Origin of the sequence: Hyphomicrobium zavarzinii ATCC 27496 (assembly GCF_000383415.1) — a bacterium.
GTDB classification, from domain to species: Bacteria; Pseudomonadota; Alphaproteobacteria; order Rhizobiales; family Hyphomicrobiaceae; genus Hyphomicrobium_C; species Hyphomicrobium_C zavarzinii.
Window position 1 is genome coordinate 349,742 of sequence record NZ_KB911255.1, and the last position, 17,146, is coordinate 366,887.

Consider the following 17,146-nt stretch of genomic DNA (forward strand, 5'->3'; position numbering starts at 1 on the left):
GAGGATAAGGTCCGCCTCCTTTCCTCTTGGGCTTGTTTTCGAGCCGCCGCAGCACAGGGAGCCCAGTATGATCGGATCCGCCAAGGATTGGGCGTCGCTCTTGGGATTTGACCGGGAGTCGGACGAGAAGACCATGGCGGCGCGGGCGCGGGTGCTGAGCAAGACACTCGCCTATCTCGACTTGCACTTCTCCGATCCCGACGGCCAGCGGCCTTCGGAAGAGACGGTGATGGAGATCGGGCAGTTCCTGATCCTGGCCGAAGGCATGGAAGCCAAGGGCCGGGGTGCCAAGTTCAAGGAGCTCTACGACACCCTCGTTCAACTGCATCTTGGATGGGACGAGATCGACCGGGACGAGGCGTTTCGCGCCATCGGGCAGAAGGTGGCGCTGTTCAAGGGGATCGTGGCGTTCTCGGACGCGTGGCTCGGAACGGTAACCGCGGTTGCGGCGCCTGCTGTAGCGCCGTCGTCCGTGTCTGCGGCGGTCTCCCCGTTCGCCGCTCCCGAGTTCGACGAGGCGGACGTGAAGACCCGGCTCGTGCGCCCCTCCCATTTGCGGCCTTAGACCCTGGTTTAGCCCCCGGGCGGGGCCGTGGAGCGCGTGTCTCCGGGCCGCCTGTGGCAGCGCCTTCTAAGCGCTCTTGCGCCCCGGGCGATCACCGGCTATTGAGGCCCGCTCGGTTCGCAAATGCCCGGTGATGTGACCACTGTCACCTCGGCGCGATCCGTGACACGGCCGGAGAGGTGGCAGAGTGGTCGATCGCGCCGCACTCGAAATGCGGAGTACGGGCAACCGTACCGGGGGTTCGAATCCCTCCCTCTCCGCCATTTTTCCGCTCACGCGCCTGTAGGCGCTCCGCGAGGGCGGGCCACTTGGCCCGGGTCGCCTTGCTCCCGAGCCCTTCGGGCTGAAGTTCTTCCGCTCACGCGCCTGTAGGCGCTCCGCGAGGGCGGGCCACTTGGCCCGGGTCGCCTTGCTCCCGAGCCTTGCGGGCAAGAGTTTGCAGGCTCACCTCCGCTTGAATGCACCTCCATTCATAAACCTCGCTTCGTCAATTGCTTGGCCAGCCTCGCTTATCGAAAGGCTGCGCTCGGTCAGGGGGCGATCTATACCCTCCTTGGTCTGATCAAAAATTAAGCAGAGGCTGCCTCAAAAACAGTCACAAAAGCTTTGAATGGGGTGTGAACCCCGTATATACGGGGCCTCGAAACCTCGGGCCGGTTGTGAAACCGGCCCGTCGCTGAATGAAAAACAGGCGGGGGGACCCGCCTGTTCGCGTGTCTGGACGTGGATAGGGAATTCTCGATGCTCGACGAAAAGCTGGAGCCGATATTTGCCGAGGTGTTGCGGCGCAATCCTGGAGAAGACGAGTTTCACCAGGCGGTGCGCGAAGTGCTGGATAGTCTCGGCGCTGTCGTCGCGAAGCATCCTGACTATGCGGACGGCGCGCTCATCGAGCGTCTGTGCGAGCCGGAGCGGCAGATCATCTTCCGCGTGCCGTGGGTGGACGACAAGAACCGGGTGCAGATCAACCGCGGCTTCCGCGTGCAGTTCAACTCCGCGCTCGGCCCCTACAAGGGCGGTCTGCGCTTCCATCCGAGCGTGATGCTCGGCACCATCAAGTTTCTCGGCTTCGAGCAGACGTTCAAGAACGCGCTCACCGGCATGCCGATCGGCGGCGGCAAGGGCGGCTCGGACTTCGATCCGAAGGGCCGCTCGGACCATGAGATCATGCGGTTCTGCCAGTCGTTCATGACCGAGCTCGGCCGCCATCTCGGCGAATATACCGACGTGCCCGCAGGTGACATCGGCGTCGGCCAGCGCGAGATCGGCTACATGTTCGGCCAGTACAAGCGCATCGCCAACAAGTACGAATCCGGCGTTCTCACCGGCAAGGGCCTCACCTGGGGCGGCTCGCGCGTGCGCACCGAGGCGACGGGCTACGGCGCCGTCTACTTCGTCGAGCGCATGCTGCGCACGAAGGGTCAGAGCTTCGACGGCAAGAAGGTCGTGGTGTCGGGCGCCGGCAACGTCGCGATCTACACCATGGAGAAGGTGAAGCAGCTCGGCGGCCGCATCATCGCCTGCTCGGACTCCGACGGCTATGTCGTCGAGGAGAGCGGGATCGATCTTGCGCTGCTCAAGGAGGTCAAGGAGCGCCTCCGTGGCCGCGTGAAGGACTACGCGGCTCGCAGGGGTTCGAGCGCGACCTTCGTTCCGGAGGGACGCGTGTGGGATGTGCCGGCCGATATCGCCATGCCGTCCGCCACGCAGAACGAGCTCACGGGCAACGACGCGCGCACGCTCGTGAAGAACGGCGTGGTCGCGGTGGGCGAAGGCGCCAACATGCCGTGCACGCCGGACGCGGTGCGCGTGTTCCTGGATGGCAAGGTTCTGTTCGGCCCGGGCAAGGCAGCGAACGCGGGTGGCGTCGCCACAAGCGCGCTCGAAATGCAGCAGAACGCTTCGCGCGATTCCTGGAGCTTCGAGGCGACGGAGAAGCGTCTGTCGGACATCATGCACGGCATCCACGATCGCTGCGCGCAGACGGCCGAAGAGTATGGCGCGCCCGGCAACTACGTGCTTGGCGCCAACATCGCCGGCTTCACGCGGGTGGCCGAGGCCATGCGTGCGCTGGGCGTGATCTGAGCCTCGCGTTCGATCTCTGACATTTCAAGCGCGGCAGGCCGACAGGTTTGCCGCGCTTTCCTTTTGTGAGTCGCGCTCAAGCGAGGGCGGCGAGGATGGCGTCGAGGCCATCGGTCAGGGCGGCGGGGCCGGGCTGAAGGATGATCGGCGATTTGATCTCGACGATCCGACCCGTGGCGACGGCGGGAATTGCGCTCCATCCTGCGCGCGTCTTGAAACTGTCGAGCTGGACCTTCTTTCCGCACCAGGAGGCGAGGATGACGTCAGGTGCGCGCTCGATCACCTGCTTCGATGTGACGACGCGCTCGCTGGCTGCGGCCTTCGCACGCAAATCCGCGAAGACGTCGGTTCCGCCCGCGATCTCGATCAGCTCGGACACCCAGCCGATGGCGGAGATCATAGGGGCGTCCCACTCTTCGAAGTAGACGCGGGGCCGTGTCGTTCGTCCTTTCGCCTGCTCTGCGATTCCGGCGAGGCGGGTTTCGAGCGTGCGTGCCAGCGCGTCGGCTTTCCCGGTGCATCCGATCAGCGCGCCAAGCGTGCGGATCATCGCGAAGATGCCGGCAATGTCGCGCTGGTTGAACAGGTAGACCGGCAGGCCCCGCTTGGCGAGATCGGCGACGATCGGGCCCTGGATGTCGGAGAAGGCAAGGATGAGGTCGGGCTCGAGCGCGATGATCCGCTCGATGTCGGCCGACAGGAAGGACGAGATGCGCGGCTTTTCTTTTCTGACGCCCGGCGGGCGCACGGCGTAGCCCGATACGCCGACAATGCGATCCTGCTCACCGAGGAGGTAGAGGGTTTCTACCGTCTCCTCGGTGAGGCAGATGATGCGTTCGGCGGGATAGCGCCGCAAGAGAGCGGGCCCCCGCTAGGATGCGGCCGAAGCCGTTGCCTGAGTCGCGGGGGTCACCAGCTCGAGCGCGATGGCTGCGCGGTGAACGAGCACGAAGGCGACGTAGGCAACGGCATTGATGACGAGCACCTCGGTGACGATGGCGATCGAGAAGGCATCGCCCTCGTATGCGAAGGCCACGCCCGCGAGATAGAGGCCGATCTGGTAGGTTACGAAAGCGGCGGCGAAAGCGATGACCGGAGACAGCGGCTGAGGCATGGCAGGCCGCGTTGCGATGCAGGCGGCCAGGAAACCGAGAACGGCCGAGACGCCGATGGCCGCGCCCCAGGCGTAGCTGTCGGCGGTGTGCGGATAGCTGAGCAGCAGGAAACCGACGGCTTGATTGACGAGCCACGCAGTGACGACGAGAGCGAGGCCTTCGCTGCGCCCCATCTTGAGGGCGGCAAGCGCGGCAACGGCCGCCAGGGGTGCGGCACAGGCGAATGAGAAGCTGCCGATGACGGTGAGGCCAGCGATCAGAGCGATCCAAATCGCCGTGCCTGCTGTCTGGCTCGTGGAAGCGTTGGAGGTGTCTGCTGTCCTGTCGGTCACGGGCTTATCCTTTGGCGAGTCTCGATCCTGCGTGTGCGATAGCGGAACGCTTCGTCCGTCCTACCGATACGACGCACGCGGGTAGTGTCAATCCGGTAAAGACGATGACTGACGCCGGACGGCTTGTCTCGCGCGGGATCAGGCGGCGCGGGAGGCTTTTGCAGCGGCGAGCCAGCCTTTTACCCGCTCGACATCGGGAGCTCTCCCGTCGCGCAGGATGCGCTGGCCCGCGGGACTTGCAGCGAATGCCAGCACGTCGGCGCAGAGCTTGGCCTCGTCCACGGCGGCGAGACGATCGCCGGTCCGGTAGCCGGCCTGGGCCAGCAACTCGGCGTAGGTGCCACGCAGGCTCGGAATCTCGAGCATGAGCCGGCATTGGTCCTGCCACAGCGCGATCGTCTCCTCCGAGACCTGCCGCAGAGCCAAGCCTTCGGCGATCCCGCGGGGCGAGGCAGCCAGGAAGTCGGCCACAGACTTAACCCCCAGGGGGGCCAGGCGCTCGGCCATGCGCGGCCCGATGGAGGGCGCGCGCTCGATGTCGTCGGCGAGCGCGAGGCGGTGCCGCTCTGTCGGCCGTTCGTTCAATGGCGGCTCGGCGGCCGGGGGCGTTACGTCCTGCGGAGCAGGCTCGGTTTGCGTGGCGGCAGGCTCGTGAGCTTTGACCTGCAGTGCTGCGGGCTTCGGCGCCGTGACCTTCTTCGGCGGCGCGATGGCGGCGGCACGCTGCTCGGCAAGGCGCGCGCGCTGCGGCGCCTCGATCTCCTTGGCGTAGAGGTCGCGCACGACGCGATCGTCCTCCGGCAGCGTTGCGTTCACCTGACCGGTGGTGGTCAGCTCGTCGTACATGGCGGTCACGATGCGGCGGTCCTCCGCATCCGCGAGGCGCTTGGCCAGCATCTTGGCCGGGATCTTCAAGGCGGCGAGCACTGTGTCGAGCGTCAGGCTGACGTCCGGCGGGGTGACGGCGCTATCTGTGAACGCGCGGTCGAGCACGCTTGCGAAGGTAGCCGCTGCGTAGACCACCAGCTCGGCCAGGATCTTGCGGCTCAAGGCATCGAGCCCGGCCGGAGGATCGATAACGCCGGTGTTGAGATCGTAGTGGGCGATCAGCGCTTCGTAGTGCGGATTGGCTTTCTCCGCGCCGCGGCAGACCAGCTCGCGCAGCCAGCGCTCTCCATTTCCCGCGCCAAGTCTCAGCTCGCCATGGGCGGCAAGGCCTTGGGTGCGGAGGGCATCGTAAGAGCGCGAGATCGACCACTCGGCCGCGCGGTGGATGCTGTTCTCCGCGTCCGACTGTCCGGTGTGGAAGGGCTGGATCGGATCGGTGACGTAATGGGAGAGCACGCCCGCGTTCCAGATGGCCTGCTCCCAATCGTTGCGGCGGAGCGCGTCCGTCAGCTCGCCATACCATTTCTCGGCTTTGTCCAGGGCGCCGCCCCAATAACCGTCACGCACGTGAAGAACGTGGTTCTTGAAGTCCTTGAACTGGTCGTCGGGCGCCTTGGAGCCTTCCATGTAGAGGTCGGCATGTTTCAGGAACAGGCGCTCCCAGCGATCAGCGTCGGGGCTTTGCAGATGATGGAGGGCGTCGAGCGCCAGCTTGTGGTGCGTGCCCTTGGCGTGGGCGGCGTAAACGATGCGGAACAATAAGGACATGCGCTTTCCCCGGGGCCTCTCTCATGCGTCGCTGCAACTTGGGGCGAGTCGGGCACGGAAAGAAGAAGGCCCGAGCGCAACCCTGTGCATGAGTGGCTTGATTTGCCTTGAGGGCGTGCCTGGATCCCGGCCACCTTGCGAGGCACGGCTCCGCCATGACGCCGGGATGACGTTGCTGGACAAGATTTGGCAGGCCCATTTCACCGTCACCCCGTCTCAGGACGGGGTGCAGATCCGAGAGCTTTCTCGCTGCGTGTTGCCGACAGCCAGCGGTCGCGTGCTCAGAGGAAGTCGAGCAGGGCCTTCAGCGTATCCTCCGGGGCTTCCTCCGGCAGGAAGTGGCCGCAATCGAGGGCGTGGCCGGTGACCGTGGCGGCGGATTTCTCGCGCCAGCTTGCGAGCACGTCGAACTTGCGGCCCACGATGCCGCGGCTTCCCCACAGCGCGAGCAGCGGCATGGTGAGCTTCACGCCTGCCGCATCGCTTTCGGCATCGTGGACGAGATCGATGGTGGCGGCTGCGCGGTAGTCCTCGCAAGCCGCGTGAATGGCCATCGGATCGAAGAAGGATTCCACGTAATGGCGCAGCACAGGCTCATCGAAGGCGCCGTCGGTGCGGCACCAGGAGGCCAGCGTGTGGCGGATGTAATAGTGCGTGTTGTTGGCGATCATCCGCTCGGGAAAATCTGCCGGCTGGATCAGGAAGAACCAGTGGTAGTAGGCGGTCGCGAACTCGCGGTCGGTGGCGGCGTACATGGTGGCCGTCGGCGCGATGTCGAGCACGGCCAGGCGCTCGACCGCGCTCTGATGATCGAGCGCGAGGCGATGGGCGACGCGCCCGCCTCGGTCGTGGCCGACGAGGCGAAAGCGCTCGAAGCCCAAGGCCCGCATCAAAGCGACCTGATCGGCGGCCATGGCGCGCTTGGCGTAGGCGGCATGATCGGCGCCGCCCGGCGGCTTGCTCGATTGTCCGTAGCCGCGCAGATCGGCGGCGACCACGGTGAAGCGCTCGGCCAGGGGCGCGGCGATTTTGCGCCAGCAGGCCCGCGTTTGCGGATAACCGTGCAAAAGCAGCAAAGGCGGGCCGGAGCCCCCTTTCACGGCTGCGATCTCAATGCCGTTGCCGACCGGGATGGTGTGTGATGTAAAGCTCTCGAACATCTCGGACAGGGGCTGGCCACGTTAACGTTTGGCCGATCCTACGACAGCTTGCACACGATGAGGGGGACTTTTCATGAAGCTTGTGCGGTTCGGACCCAAGGGCTCGGAGAAGCCCGGACTGGTGGACAAGGACGGCAAGATCCGTGATCTCTCCGCGCACGTGGCGGACATCACGGGTGAGACGCTCTCGCCGGAGAGCCTCGCCAAGCTCAAGGCGCTCGATCCGGCCTCGCTGCCGCTGGCGCCGGAGGGCGTGCGGCTCGGGCAGCCGGTGGCACGGCCGTGGAGCTTCATCGCCATCGGCCTCAACTATGCGGATCACGCCAAGGAGGCCGGCCTCGAGATTCCTTCCGAGCCGATCATCTTCAATAAGCTCGGCAACACCGTCTCGGGTCCGTTCGACGACGTGATCTATCCGAAGAACTCCGACCGCATGGACTGGGAGCTGGAGCTTGCCTTCGTGATCGGCAAGCGCGCCCGCTATGTCGAGGAGAAGGACGCGATGGACTACGTCGCGGGCTATGCGATCTGCAACGACGTCTCTGAGCGGCGCTTCCAGATGAAGCGCAACGGCCAATGGTTCAAGGGTAAGGCGGCCGAGACGTTCGGGCCGCTGGGACCGTGGCTGGTGACGACCGACGAGATCCCCGATCCGTCAAACCTCAAGATGTCGCTCAAGGTCAACGGCGAGGTGAAGCAGCAGGGATCGACGGCGACCATGATCTTCTCGATCCCCTATCTCGTCGCGTACGTCACGCAGTTCTGCGTGCTGGAGCCGGGCGACATCGTGACGACGGGCACGCCGCCCGGCGTCGGCTCGGTGATGAAGCCGCCGCAGTACCTCAAGGCCGGCGACGTGATGGAACTCGAGATCGAAGGCCTCGGCCTCCAGCGCCAGACGGTCGTACCGTTCACGGGCTGAGCGGCCCTCCTCCTGACATTCAGCCGCCGGCGTTCCGTTTGGCGTCGGCGGCGATCCGCTCTTCCTGCGCGCGCAGCTCGGGGGTGAAGGCTTCGCCGAAGTCGTCGGCCTCGAACACCGGGCGGATCTCGATCTCGGTTTCCTCGTCGTGCGGGTTGGGGCAACGCTTCACCCAGGCGATGGCCTCGGCAAGGTCTTTCACCTTCCAGAGCCAATAGCCGGCGATCACCTCCTTGGTTTCGGCGAACGGTCCGTCGATGACGAGGCGGTCCTTGCCCGAGAAGCGCACACGCGCGCCCTTGCTGGAGGGATGGAGTCCTTCGCCCGCGAGCAGGATGCCCGCCTTCACCAGCTCCTCATTGTAGTTGCCCATGTCGGTCAGAAGCTGCTCGCCCGGCATCTCGCCCGCCTCCGACGACTTGCTGGCTTTGACGATGACCATGACCTTCATGGGGATCTCTCCTGCTTACGGTTTGTGTCTCCGGCTGTCCGGCGTTCGCCCGATCAGCGGCTCTCGCAATGAAGACGGCGGACACGCCTGCGTTCCGACATCCCGCGAAAAAAAGAAATGAGGCGTGATGAAATCGGATCCGTGCGGCCGCGCGGGGCGATCTGTCAGCGCACCGAGAACTTGAAAGGCACCGAGACCACCATGGGGCCGTTGTTCGCATCGCTCGGCATCGGGGGGAAGGGGGCGGCCCGGTCGATCGAAGCGACGGCGGCTTCGTCCAGAACCTTCGAGCCCGAGCTTGCGGTCACCTCGCGCGAGATCAACTCGCCTTGCGGGCCGACGGTGAAGCGGACAATGACCGTTCCGACCTCGCGGGAGCGCGGGTTCACCTTCTTCTTCGAGATGTGCGAGAACAGCCTGCCGCGATAGGCGGAGATGGCGGTCGTATCGCCGCCCGTCTGCTTGGCGCCGGCAGCGCGCTGCTCGTCAACGGCGATTTCTGTCTGCTCGACGGCTGCGACCTGCTCGGGCTTCGCCTCCTTGATCTCCTCAGGCTCCGGCTCGCGAACGATCTTCTCCTGCTCGGGGCCGAACTCGGACCCGATCACGTGCTGCACGTCCTCCTCGATCGGCTTTACTTCCTCGACGGGAGGGGCGGCCTGGACGACCGGGGGCGGGGCTTCGACGGCGTCGACGTTCATTTCCGCTTCGCCGAGCTTGGCCACGCCTTCGATGGCGATGCCTTGCTCGACCACGAAGGTGTCCTCGCCGGTTCCTTCATCCAGAGATGCGCCGCCGGGCGAAATCAGGAAGAACCCCACGATCGCCCCGTGGAGGAGGAAGGAGACCAGCCATGTTACAGCCCGTAGCGTCATTGCGCCTGGCGGCTCCGCATTTGCGTTATTGTGCGCTCTTGGGCTTGGGCTGGGAGAGAAGCGACACGCGACCGTATCCACTCTCGCCCACGCGGCCCAGCACGTCCATCACGTCGCCGTAGTTGCTCTTCTTGTCGGCTCGGACGTAGACGACGGTATCGCCCTCGGAGGCACGCAGCTCACGAAGGCGCGGCACGAGATTGTCACTCGAGACCTGCTCCTCGCGAATGTAGAGAGACCCGTCGCCCGCGAGCGAGACGACCATGGCCTTCTTGGATTGACTGACGCGGGCGGCGGAAGTGTTGGGCAACTCCAGGGGGACGCCCGCGACCATCAGGGGCGCGGCGACCATGAAGATGATGAGAAGAACGAGCATCACGTCGACCATCGGCGTGATGTTGATCTCCGCCATCGGGCGATAGCCACTATCGTCCTCGTCGCCCTGGGGCGAGCCATTTCCGACCGCCATGCCCATCAGTGAGACTTTCCTGCACGCAGGGGCTCGCCGGTGGTGGCGGTGCGGGCGAAGCCCTCAGACTGGGGGCGCGAAAGGCGGCGGGCCAGCTCAGTGATGGTGGAACCTGCGCGATTGGCGCCGCGGCCGAGCGACACAGAGATCATGTTGTAGGCCATGACCGCCGGGATGGCCGCCGCAAGGCCGAGAGCCGTGGCGAAGAGGGCTTCCGCGATGCCGGGCGCCACGACCGCGAGGGACGTGTCCTTCTGCTGGGCGATCGACGTGAAGCTGTTCATGATGCCCCACACCGTTCCGAAGAGGCCGATGAAGGGGGCTGCCGAGCCGACGGTGGCGAGAAACGGCAGGCCGACCTCGAGGCGCTGCAATTCGCCCTTGAGGGCGGAGCGCATGGCGCGCTCCAGGCGCGCTCGCAACTCGCTGCGGCTCTCGTTGCGGCTGGCGCCGTCGTCGGCCTCGTGGTGGGCCGCGGAGAGGAGCGTGCGGACAAGGCCGCGAGGGGCCTCGGCCGGGCTCTCGTCGGTCACCGAACGCTCCAGGCGGCGCAGGTCGCGGCCTAGCTTCGTGAGGCGGATCGACTTCTCCAGGATGATGGCCCAGCATGCTACCGAGGCGATCGCCAAGAGGGCCATGACCGTCTTCACGACGGGGTCTGCTTGCAGGATAAGGCCGTAAATCGAGAAATCGTGACCGGCCGCGACCGTGATCTGCTCCACGACGGATACCCTTTACTTACTTCGACAGTTGCACATTCGTGAGCGACTTCACCGTCATTCCCGCGAGGCAGTTATCGAGCGGACCTGCATCGGCTTTGCACTCCACGACATCGTTGATCAGGAAGCTCCCGATCTTGTCGCAGGCAATGTTGTCCAAATCGAAGAGCTTCACCGTGCGCTTCTGGGGCTTGAGCGGTGCCAGATCCATGGCGAAGCGGCGGCCGATCACGCCATCCTGCTGAAAAAGCACGATATCGAGCTTGTAGGACTGGTAGGCCGTCGCGTCATCGTTCTGGACGACGAGATAGGCGCGGCAGCCAGAGCCCTGCGGCTCCAGCTTGTTGAGCTCGACGGACAGCGCGGGCGGTCCTGCAAGGACCGGAAGGGCGCCTACGGATAGCGATGCAAGGGCGACGAAGCCGAGCGCGGTGCCTCGGGAGCGAATGGGCCAGTTCAAGAAATGCCTCCTAGACCTCAGAATTCCGGCCCGCTTTGCCCACTCTTCGCCACGCGGGCGACTGCGGGATGCCGGCTCTTTGCTTCATTATAACCTGACACCGAGCCGCAGTCCCCGCAGTCTTGAGCAGAAATCTCGGGTCGGCATTCCGAATCTTGCGTCGTCCTCACGCTCTTCTTCGACAGAACGGAGTGGTGCCTGGAAACCGGCATCCCCGGCCGGTGATTTTCGAGGTGGGCGCAGAGCTTGCCCGTCAATATCGCGAAACCTGCCCTTGGCGCAACTCATCCGAACACGTTCACACCCGGCATGGCGGGCCAGGAATACCTCGCGGAGGGCACTCAGAAGGCGGCAAAACCTGCCGGTGCCTGCCTGCACCACTCCGGTTCCTTAGGTGTATCCGGAGATGACGATCCTGATTGATTTTCACCCAGATTATTACGGGACTTATTCCCTAAATAGGATGAAGTTCTGTAATTGGGAGCAGGTGATTGCAAAATCGGGAAAAATTCCCGATGCGAGAGTGTCACATACTCCATGAAATCCTGCCGTTTGTGGGAAAGATCACTGTTACTTTGTTGACCGTTTTTTCCTGTGGCTCATAGTCCTCCCGAAGGGAAGGGGAACGGCTGTCAAGGAACTGTGCGGATACAACGTTACGCGCACCGCCAGCCCACTACCGACTATTAGTAACCAAGGGGAGCACGGGGCTAATGAATCTCAGTCGGATCGCGCTGGTCGCAGGAGCACTTGTCGTCGGGTCGCAAGGCGCCGCCGCGCAGGACGCCGCTGGCGGTAATCAGTCAGGGGCCGCTGGAAGCGAGCTGCCCGCGATCGACGTCGTGCAGGAAACCCCGGTTCAAAAGGCTGCGCGGGCCAAGAAGAAGGCCGTCGCCGTGTCGCCGCTCTCGAGCGCACCGTCGACGCCTGCGCCGGAGGCTCCCACCGAAACTCCGGCCGTGAAGGTGCCGAGCGCGGTGACGACCGTATCGGACAGCGACATCCAACGCGAGGGCACGGGACAGGTACAGCAAGCGCTGCAGCAGCAGGTTCCGGGTGTCATTCTCTCCGACGCCGCCGGCAACCCGATGCGCGCGGAAGTTTCGTTCCGCGGCTTCGACGCCTCGCCGGTCAGCGGCCGCTCTCAGGGCCTGGCCGTCTATCAGAACGGCGTGCGCATCAACGAAGCGTTCGGCGACACGGTTCAGTGGGACGTTCTTCCGAGCAACGCGATCGCATCGATGTCGGTCGTCAGCAACAACCCGTCGTTCGGTTTGAACGCACTGGGTGGCGCGGTCAGCATCCTCATGAAAGACGGGTTTAGCTACGAGGGTGCCGAGGTCGACGTGATGGGTGGCTCGTACGGACGCCGCCAGGTTGGCGTTCAGGCGGGCGGATCGAGCGGAAACGCGAGCATCTATGTCGCGGCCGAGGGTATCAAGGAAGACGGCTTCCGTGATTTCTCCGACAGCGAGATCAAGCGCTTTTACGGCGACATCGGCCTCAAGGGCAGCTTTGCAGAATTCCATTTCAGCCTGACCGCCGCCGACAATCATTTCGGAGCGACGGCTGCTGCGCCGATCCAGCTTCTCGAGAAGAGCTGGAGCAATACGTTCACGTCGCCTCAGACGACCGATCTTGAAGTCTTGATGCCGACGATCTCGGGCACCGTGAAGGCAACCAATACACTGACGCTCTCCGGCGCAGGCTACTATCGCCGTTATAAGAACCGCGTCGTTGACGGCAACGTCACGGAGGCTGAAGAGTGCCCCTCTACGCCGCCCGGTGGCGACCCCGCCGAGGAGTACCTCTGCCTTGAGGGCGACGATAACCAGCCCATCGTCGATACGAATGGAAATCTCATCCCGATCGATGACGTTAGCGACAACGAGGAGCTCGTTGGCTCTATCGAGCGTCTCAGAACCGACAGCGACAGCTGGGGTGGCGTTATTGAAGGGCAGGAGAAGAGCCCGCTGTTCGGCCGTCCGAACCTGTTCATCGCCGGTTTGTCGTACGATCACGGACGCTCGCGCTACAAGACGTCGAGCGAACTCGGCGAGATCGGGCCGGGCTACGTGGTTGATGGCTCCGGCGTGATGATCGGCGGCGTGGAGAACCTGGTTGATCCGGACGAGGCGGATGAACTCGCTCCGCGCGACCTGAAGACCGAGAACACCTACTGGGGTCTCTATTTCTCGAACGCGCTGGACGTCACGGACCGCCTCACGGTGACCGTGGGTGGCCGCTATAACTATGCGCGTATCAAGCTCGAAGATCAGACGGGCGAGTTCAGCGAACTCAACGCCACCAATACCTATGAGCGGTTCAACCCGATGGCAGGCGCCAACTTCAAGCTGCTGCCCGGCCTCTCGCTCTACGGTGGCTACTCGGAATCGAACCGCGCGCCGACGCCGGCCGAGTTGGGTTGCGCCGAGCCTGAGGTTCCGTGTCTTATCGAGAGCTTCCTGACGGATGACCCGCCGCTGGAGCAGGTGGTCGGACATACGGCAGAACTCGGACTGCGCGGACAGGGCAACTACTATGGCGGCCGCTACACCTGGGGCGCCGGCTTGTTCCGGACCCTGGCCTCCGACGACATTCTGCCGGTCATGGTCGACAATCGCATCTTCTTCGTGAACGCTGGCGATACGCTGCGGCAGGGCGTCGAATTGTCCGCCGGTTACGAGACGCGCAAATGGAATGTTTATGCGACGTACGCCTTCGTCGACGCGACCCTCGACAAGTGCACCAATCCTGACGATGACGGCCTCTGCGCCTTCCTGGAGCAGGGCGACCGCCTCCCCGGCATTCCGCGCCATCGCTTCAAGGCAGGCTTCGAGTACTGGCTGACCTCCAAGTGGAAGTTCGGCGCGGATCTCGTTGCGGCCAGCAACTCGCCGTTCTTCCCCAACGAGGAATCGGCAGAGGATGACCTTCACGCTCTTCTTGCAGGCTATACTCGGGTCGACCTCCATACGTCGTACGACATCACGGACAACATCCAGATCTATGGTCTCGTGAAGAATCTGTTCGATCGGAAATATGGCCTCTACGGCACGTATTTCGAAACGAGCGATGTCAGCCCGATCAACGAGGAGCTGAACGGCTTCCCGCTCACAGACCCGCGCACCATCTCCCCGTCTCAGCCCTTCGCGGCCTACGGCGGCGTGAAGGTGAAGTTCTAAACTCCCACCTTTCTCCCAAAGGCGGCTCTTAAGAGGCCGGTTGCTCAGCAACCGGCCTCTTTTCTTTTTTGGCGGTCTGCGTGGCGGAGCGGAAGAATCGGTAGCCGGCTTGCTTCGCGACGAGCGCTTCTTCGCTCTAGGGCCTTTCATCCGATCGGGCGTTTTCTGGCATCAAATAGTTCCCGGGCAAATTTCTTATCCGTATAATTACATCAGTATACACACTTCAGCATGTAACGTACAAATACTGATGTAAGTAACGCATAAGGTATTGTTGCCACCGTATAGATCGCGAGTCGAAGATGCTTAGGTGCAACATCTGAAGAGTTTCCGTGTTCCCGAGAAATATCGGGAAATAGTGCCATTGTCGGTGCCAGGACTCTCCGACATTTCTGAATTTGACCAAAAAGAGGCCAATTGGCGCTGGGGTGCCTTGGTCCGCCAGAACAGGGTCGAATAGGGAGTGGGCGGGATGCAGACCTTCAGGTTCACCACGACGAGATCTCTACTTATGGCAGGTGCATCCTGCCTGATTTCAACCAGTGCGTTTGGCCAGCAGGCCGCGCAGCCCGCTAACGAGGGCGGTCTTCCGGAAGTCCAGGTCATCCAAAAGAAGGCTCCGGGGGCTACCAAGGCGGCGACCAAGAAAGCTCCTCCGCCTCAGGCTCCCGCGCCGGTCGCTCAGCCCGAGCCGGTGCAGGACGCCCCGATCGAATCCAACTCGCCCTACGGTGCGGCCAACAGCGGAGGGGCGCGGGCCCGGGCCGAGAACTCGCCGACGTCTCCCATCAACCCGTCCAACATCCTGCCGGGCAACCTGCAGAACTTCTCGTCCGCGGCCAGCCGGGTCGACACCGCACAGATGGACGAGTTCCAGCCGCGGCAGACCAACGACGTGCTGACGCGCGTGCCGGGCGTGAACGTGATCAACGATGATGGCTTCGGGCGCCACGGCGGCATCGGCGTGCGCGGCTCGCCTCCGCGGCGCGGCCGAAAGGTGCTGCACCTCGAGGATGGCCAGCCGATCAACATGAGCGTCTGGATCGATCCTTCGGTGCACTACGTGCCGCCGGTCGATCGTCTCGAGAGCATCGAGGTGCTGCGCGGCACGGTGATCAACCACGGCCCGCTCAACAACCATGGCGTGGTCAACTTCCGTAATCTCTCGCCGTTCGGACCGAACGAGACGGTGATCGGCGCTTCGATCGGACACACCGAGAACGACGGGCGCGGCGAGGCGAAGAGCCAGGATCGTTGGGGCGTTTCCAACACCCGGCATTTCCATACGCGCCAGGGCATCGGCAACGTGGGCGTGGTGTTCTCCTACAGCGGCGCGGAAGCCGACGGCGCGTGGGATACGGAGCGCCTGCGCTACAACGACTTCTACGGCGCTATTGGCTGGAAGGGGATCAACTCGGATCTCACCTTCTCGGTGACGCACTTCCGCCAGCGCGACAACTACGACGAGGCCAACATCGAGGGCGAGGAGGGTGATGGTCCGGGCAATGCCGAGGCCAAGTTCTTCTCGATCGGACACGCCAAGTCGTTCGAGAACCCCGGCGCGAACTACAACACCTACAATGCCGACGTGACCAAGCTTCAGCTCGTGCACAACTACTATGTGGACGACACGACGACGATTACATCGCGCGTCTACGGTTTCGATCATCGCCGTGACCGGTACCAGAACTTCGAAGGCGAGGATCCGAGCGATCCCGGTGATGGGCTCTCGGCGGAGATCGACGGCGACGACGTCTTCGTGCCTGAAGGCGTGATGCTGGGGCGCCTGCGCACCTATCGCCAGCTCGGCGCGGAAATGCGCGCCGAGTTCGCCGACCGCCCGTTCATCGGCGGTCTGCGCCAGGATATCCAGGTGGGCATCCGCTACGAGTACAACGACTTCACGAACAAGAACTTCTTTGGACGCCAGGGGCAGATCCTGGAGGATGGCGACGAGACCGGAACCGTTGTGTTCGACACCGACACCAACGCGAACGCCTTCTCGACGTTCCTGCAGTCGACTATCCATGTAACGAACACCTTCAACGTCACGCCGGGGTTGAGGCTCGATCACTACCGTGTGTCGCGTCTCACGCGTGCGTCCACCGAGGAAGAGGGCGAAGGTGAAGAGGAGGATGTGGGCGATTGCGGTCCGCTCGATCCGTTCCTCGATCCCGTGGATGGCGAATGCGTCGTGATCGAAGGGTTCGATGGCACTCGCCGCACGGACTCCTTCGACACCACGGCCGTATCGCCGGGCATCTCCTTCGCCTACACCGGCTTCTTCAAGTCCACGATCTACGGCGGCTATCACCGCGGCCTGACGCCCCACGTTCTGCGTGAGGCGAACGCCGGCTTCCCGCCGGAGGACGAGATCGGCGACAACTTCCAGATCGGTCTTCGCTCGACGGCGATCCGGGGCGTGACGTTCGACATCGCGGCTTTCCACCACAACATCGAGAACTTCCAGGTCAAGGGCGCTGGTACGGATGCGGCCGGCAACAACGTCTATCACACGCTGGATCGCGTCCAAATCAACGGCTTTGAAGTCTACGGCCGCGTGGACAGCCGCCCCTTCACGGGCGGGCCCTTGAACCTCTTCTTCGAGGGCAACTACACGCTCTCGGACGCCAAGATCAAGAAGGGCACGCTGTTCGAGTGCGAGGAGCCGAACGATGCGGAAGATTGTCAGGCCGATCCCTCACTGCTCGAGGTGGAGTCTGTCGGCGGCAATCGCGTGCCCGAGGTCTACAAGCACTTCGCGCACCTGACCGTCGGTGTCGAGCACCGCTGGGGCTGGGACGCAAGCGTATCCTGGACCTATCGCGGCAACTTTTACACCGACGAGGTCAACACGCCTTATGGCGGCGACGAGGAAGGCGAGGACGGTCTCGTGCCGGACGTGTGGTTGCTTTCGGCCCGCGCCAACATGAAGCTCGGCGATACGGGAGCGAGCCTCTTCATCGCCGGCGATAACCTGCTCGACAAGCTCTACATCGCAGACCGCGAGGACGGCATCAAAGCCGGCCAGGGCCGTACGGTGTGGGGCGGGTTCAAGTACAAGTTCTAATCGCTATTGCGCTTCTCCCGCATTTGCGACACGGCGGAACGCGGCGTCTCGAAAGAGGCACCGCGTTCCGTCTTTCGAGGCC

Annotated in this window: 14 protein-coding genes and 1 tRNA gene; 6 read left to right on the top strand and 9 right to left on the bottom strand. The window is 63.8% G+C overall.

What is annotated here, in order from left to right; genetic code table 11:
- Window positions 1-67 precede the first annotated feature (67 nt).
- The 3 genes from F812_RS0101650 (at window position 68) to gdhA (ending at window position 2,650) form a co-directional block, all read left to right on the top strand.
- On the top strand, window positions 68-565 hold the full coding sequence (locus F812_RS0101650; protein WP_020084215.1) for a hypothetical protein: 498 nt from the start codon (window positions 68-70) through the stop codon (window positions 563-565).
- Window positions 566-738: 173 nt separating this feature from the next.
- A tRNA-Ser gene (locus F812_RS0101655) sits at window positions 739-828 on the top strand.
- A gap of 478 nt (window positions 829-1,306) precedes the next feature.
- Window positions 1,307-2,650 (top strand): NADP-specific glutamate dehydrogenase, encoded by a 1,344-nt coding sequence (gene gdhA / locus F812_RS0101660; protein WP_020084216.1) that lies wholly within the window; start codon window positions 1,307-1,309, stop codon window positions 2,648-2,650.
- 76 nt (window positions 2,651-2,726) lie between these two features.
- Here the strand turns inward: gdhA and F812_RS0101665 are convergent, their stop codons facing one another.
- The 4 genes from F812_RS0101665 to F812_RS0101680 all read right to left on the bottom strand — a co-directional run bounded on the left by F812_RS0101665 (window position 2,727) and on the right by F812_RS0101680 (window position 6,913).
- Entirely contained in the window at window positions 2,727-3,506 is a 780-nt protein-coding gene (locus tag F812_RS0101665) for a cobalamin-binding protein (protein WP_020084217.1), read from the bottom strand.
- A gap of 15 nt (window positions 3,507-3,521) precedes the next feature.
- Window positions 3,522-4,097 (bottom strand): hypothetical protein, encoded by a 576-nt coding sequence (locus F812_RS0101670; protein WP_020084218.1) that lies wholly within the window; start codon window positions 4,095-4,097, stop codon window positions 3,522-3,524.
- 138 nt (window positions 4,098-4,235) lie between these two features.
- The gene (locus tag F812_RS0101675) at window positions 4,236-5,753 is read right to left on the bottom strand and encodes a DUF4332 domain-containing protein (protein WP_026867766.1); all 1,518 of its coding nucleotides are present in this window, start codon (window positions 5,751-5,753) and stop codon (window positions 4,236-4,238) included.
- A 281-nt stretch (window positions 5,754-6,034) separates the two neighbouring features.
- Window positions 6,035-6,913, bottom strand: coding sequence for an alpha/beta fold hydrolase (locus F812_RS0101680; RefSeq protein WP_020084220.1), 879 nt, complete (start codon window positions 6,911-6,913; stop codon window positions 6,035-6,037).
- Between the two features lie 73 nt (window positions 6,914-6,986).
- On the opposite strand from F812_RS0101680, the gene F812_RS0101685 reads away from it, so the two are divergent.
- Complete coding sequence (locus tag F812_RS0101685) at window positions 6,987-7,835, top strand: fumarylacetoacetate hydrolase family protein (RefSeq protein ID WP_020084221.1); 849 nt, start codon at window positions 6,987-6,989, stop codon at window positions 7,833-7,835.
- Window positions 7,836-7,854: 19 nt separating this feature from the next.
- On the opposite strand, the gene F812_RS0101690 is transcribed toward F812_RS0101685, so the two are convergent.
- The 5 genes from F812_RS0101690 to F812_RS0101710 all read right to left on the bottom strand — a co-directional run bounded on the left by F812_RS0101690 (window position 7,855) and on the right by F812_RS0101710 (window position 10,809).
- A complete protein-coding gene (locus tag F812_RS0101690) occupies window positions 7,855-8,286 on the bottom strand; it encodes a YciI family protein (protein WP_020084222.1) in 432 nt (143 codons plus the stop codon).
- 164 nt (window positions 8,287-8,450) lie between these two features.
- The gene (gene tolA, locus F812_RS0101695; protein WP_020084223.1) at window positions 8,451-9,161 is read right to left on the bottom strand and encodes a cell envelope integrity protein TolA; all 711 of its coding nucleotides are present in this window, start codon (window positions 9,159-9,161) and stop codon (window positions 8,451-8,453) included.
- A gap of 25 nt (window positions 9,162-9,186) precedes the next feature.
- A complete protein-coding gene (locus F812_RS0101700) occupies window positions 9,187-9,636 on the bottom strand; it encodes an ExbD/TolR family protein (protein ID WP_020084224.1) in 450 nt (149 codons plus the stop codon).
- Window positions 9,636-10,352 carry a MotA/TolQ/ExbB proton channel family protein gene (locus F812_RS0101705; RefSeq protein ID WP_020084225.1) on the bottom strand — a complete coding sequence of 239 codons (717 nt, stop codon included), beginning with the start codon at window positions 10,350-10,352 and terminating at the stop codon, window positions 9,636-9,638. The genes F812_RS0101700 and F812_RS0101705 overlap by 1 nt, the downstream gene beginning before the upstream one ends.
- A gap of 16 nt (window positions 10,353-10,368) precedes the next feature.
- Window positions 10,369-10,809 (bottom strand): hypothetical protein, encoded by a 441-nt coding sequence (locus F812_RS0101710; RefSeq protein WP_020084226.1) that lies wholly within the window; start codon window positions 10,807-10,809, stop codon window positions 10,369-10,371.
- Between the two features lie 713 nt (window positions 10,810-11,522).
- Between F812_RS0101710 and F812_RS0101715 the strand changes: the two genes are divergently transcribed.
- Both F812_RS0101715 and F812_RS0101720 read left to right on the top strand, forming a co-directional pair.
- The gene (locus F812_RS0101715) at window positions 11,523-13,994 is read left to right on the top strand and encodes a TonB-dependent receptor (protein ID WP_020084227.1); all 2,472 of its coding nucleotides are present in this window, start codon (window positions 11,523-11,525) and stop codon (window positions 13,992-13,994) included.
- 472 nt (window positions 13,995-14,466) lie between these two features.
- Window positions 14,467-17,064 (top strand): TonB-dependent receptor family protein, encoded by a 2,598-nt coding sequence (locus F812_RS0101720; protein WP_083929027.1) that lies wholly within the window; start codon window positions 14,467-14,469, stop codon window positions 17,062-17,064.
- The last annotated feature ends 82 nt before the right edge of the window (window positions 17,065-17,146 follow it).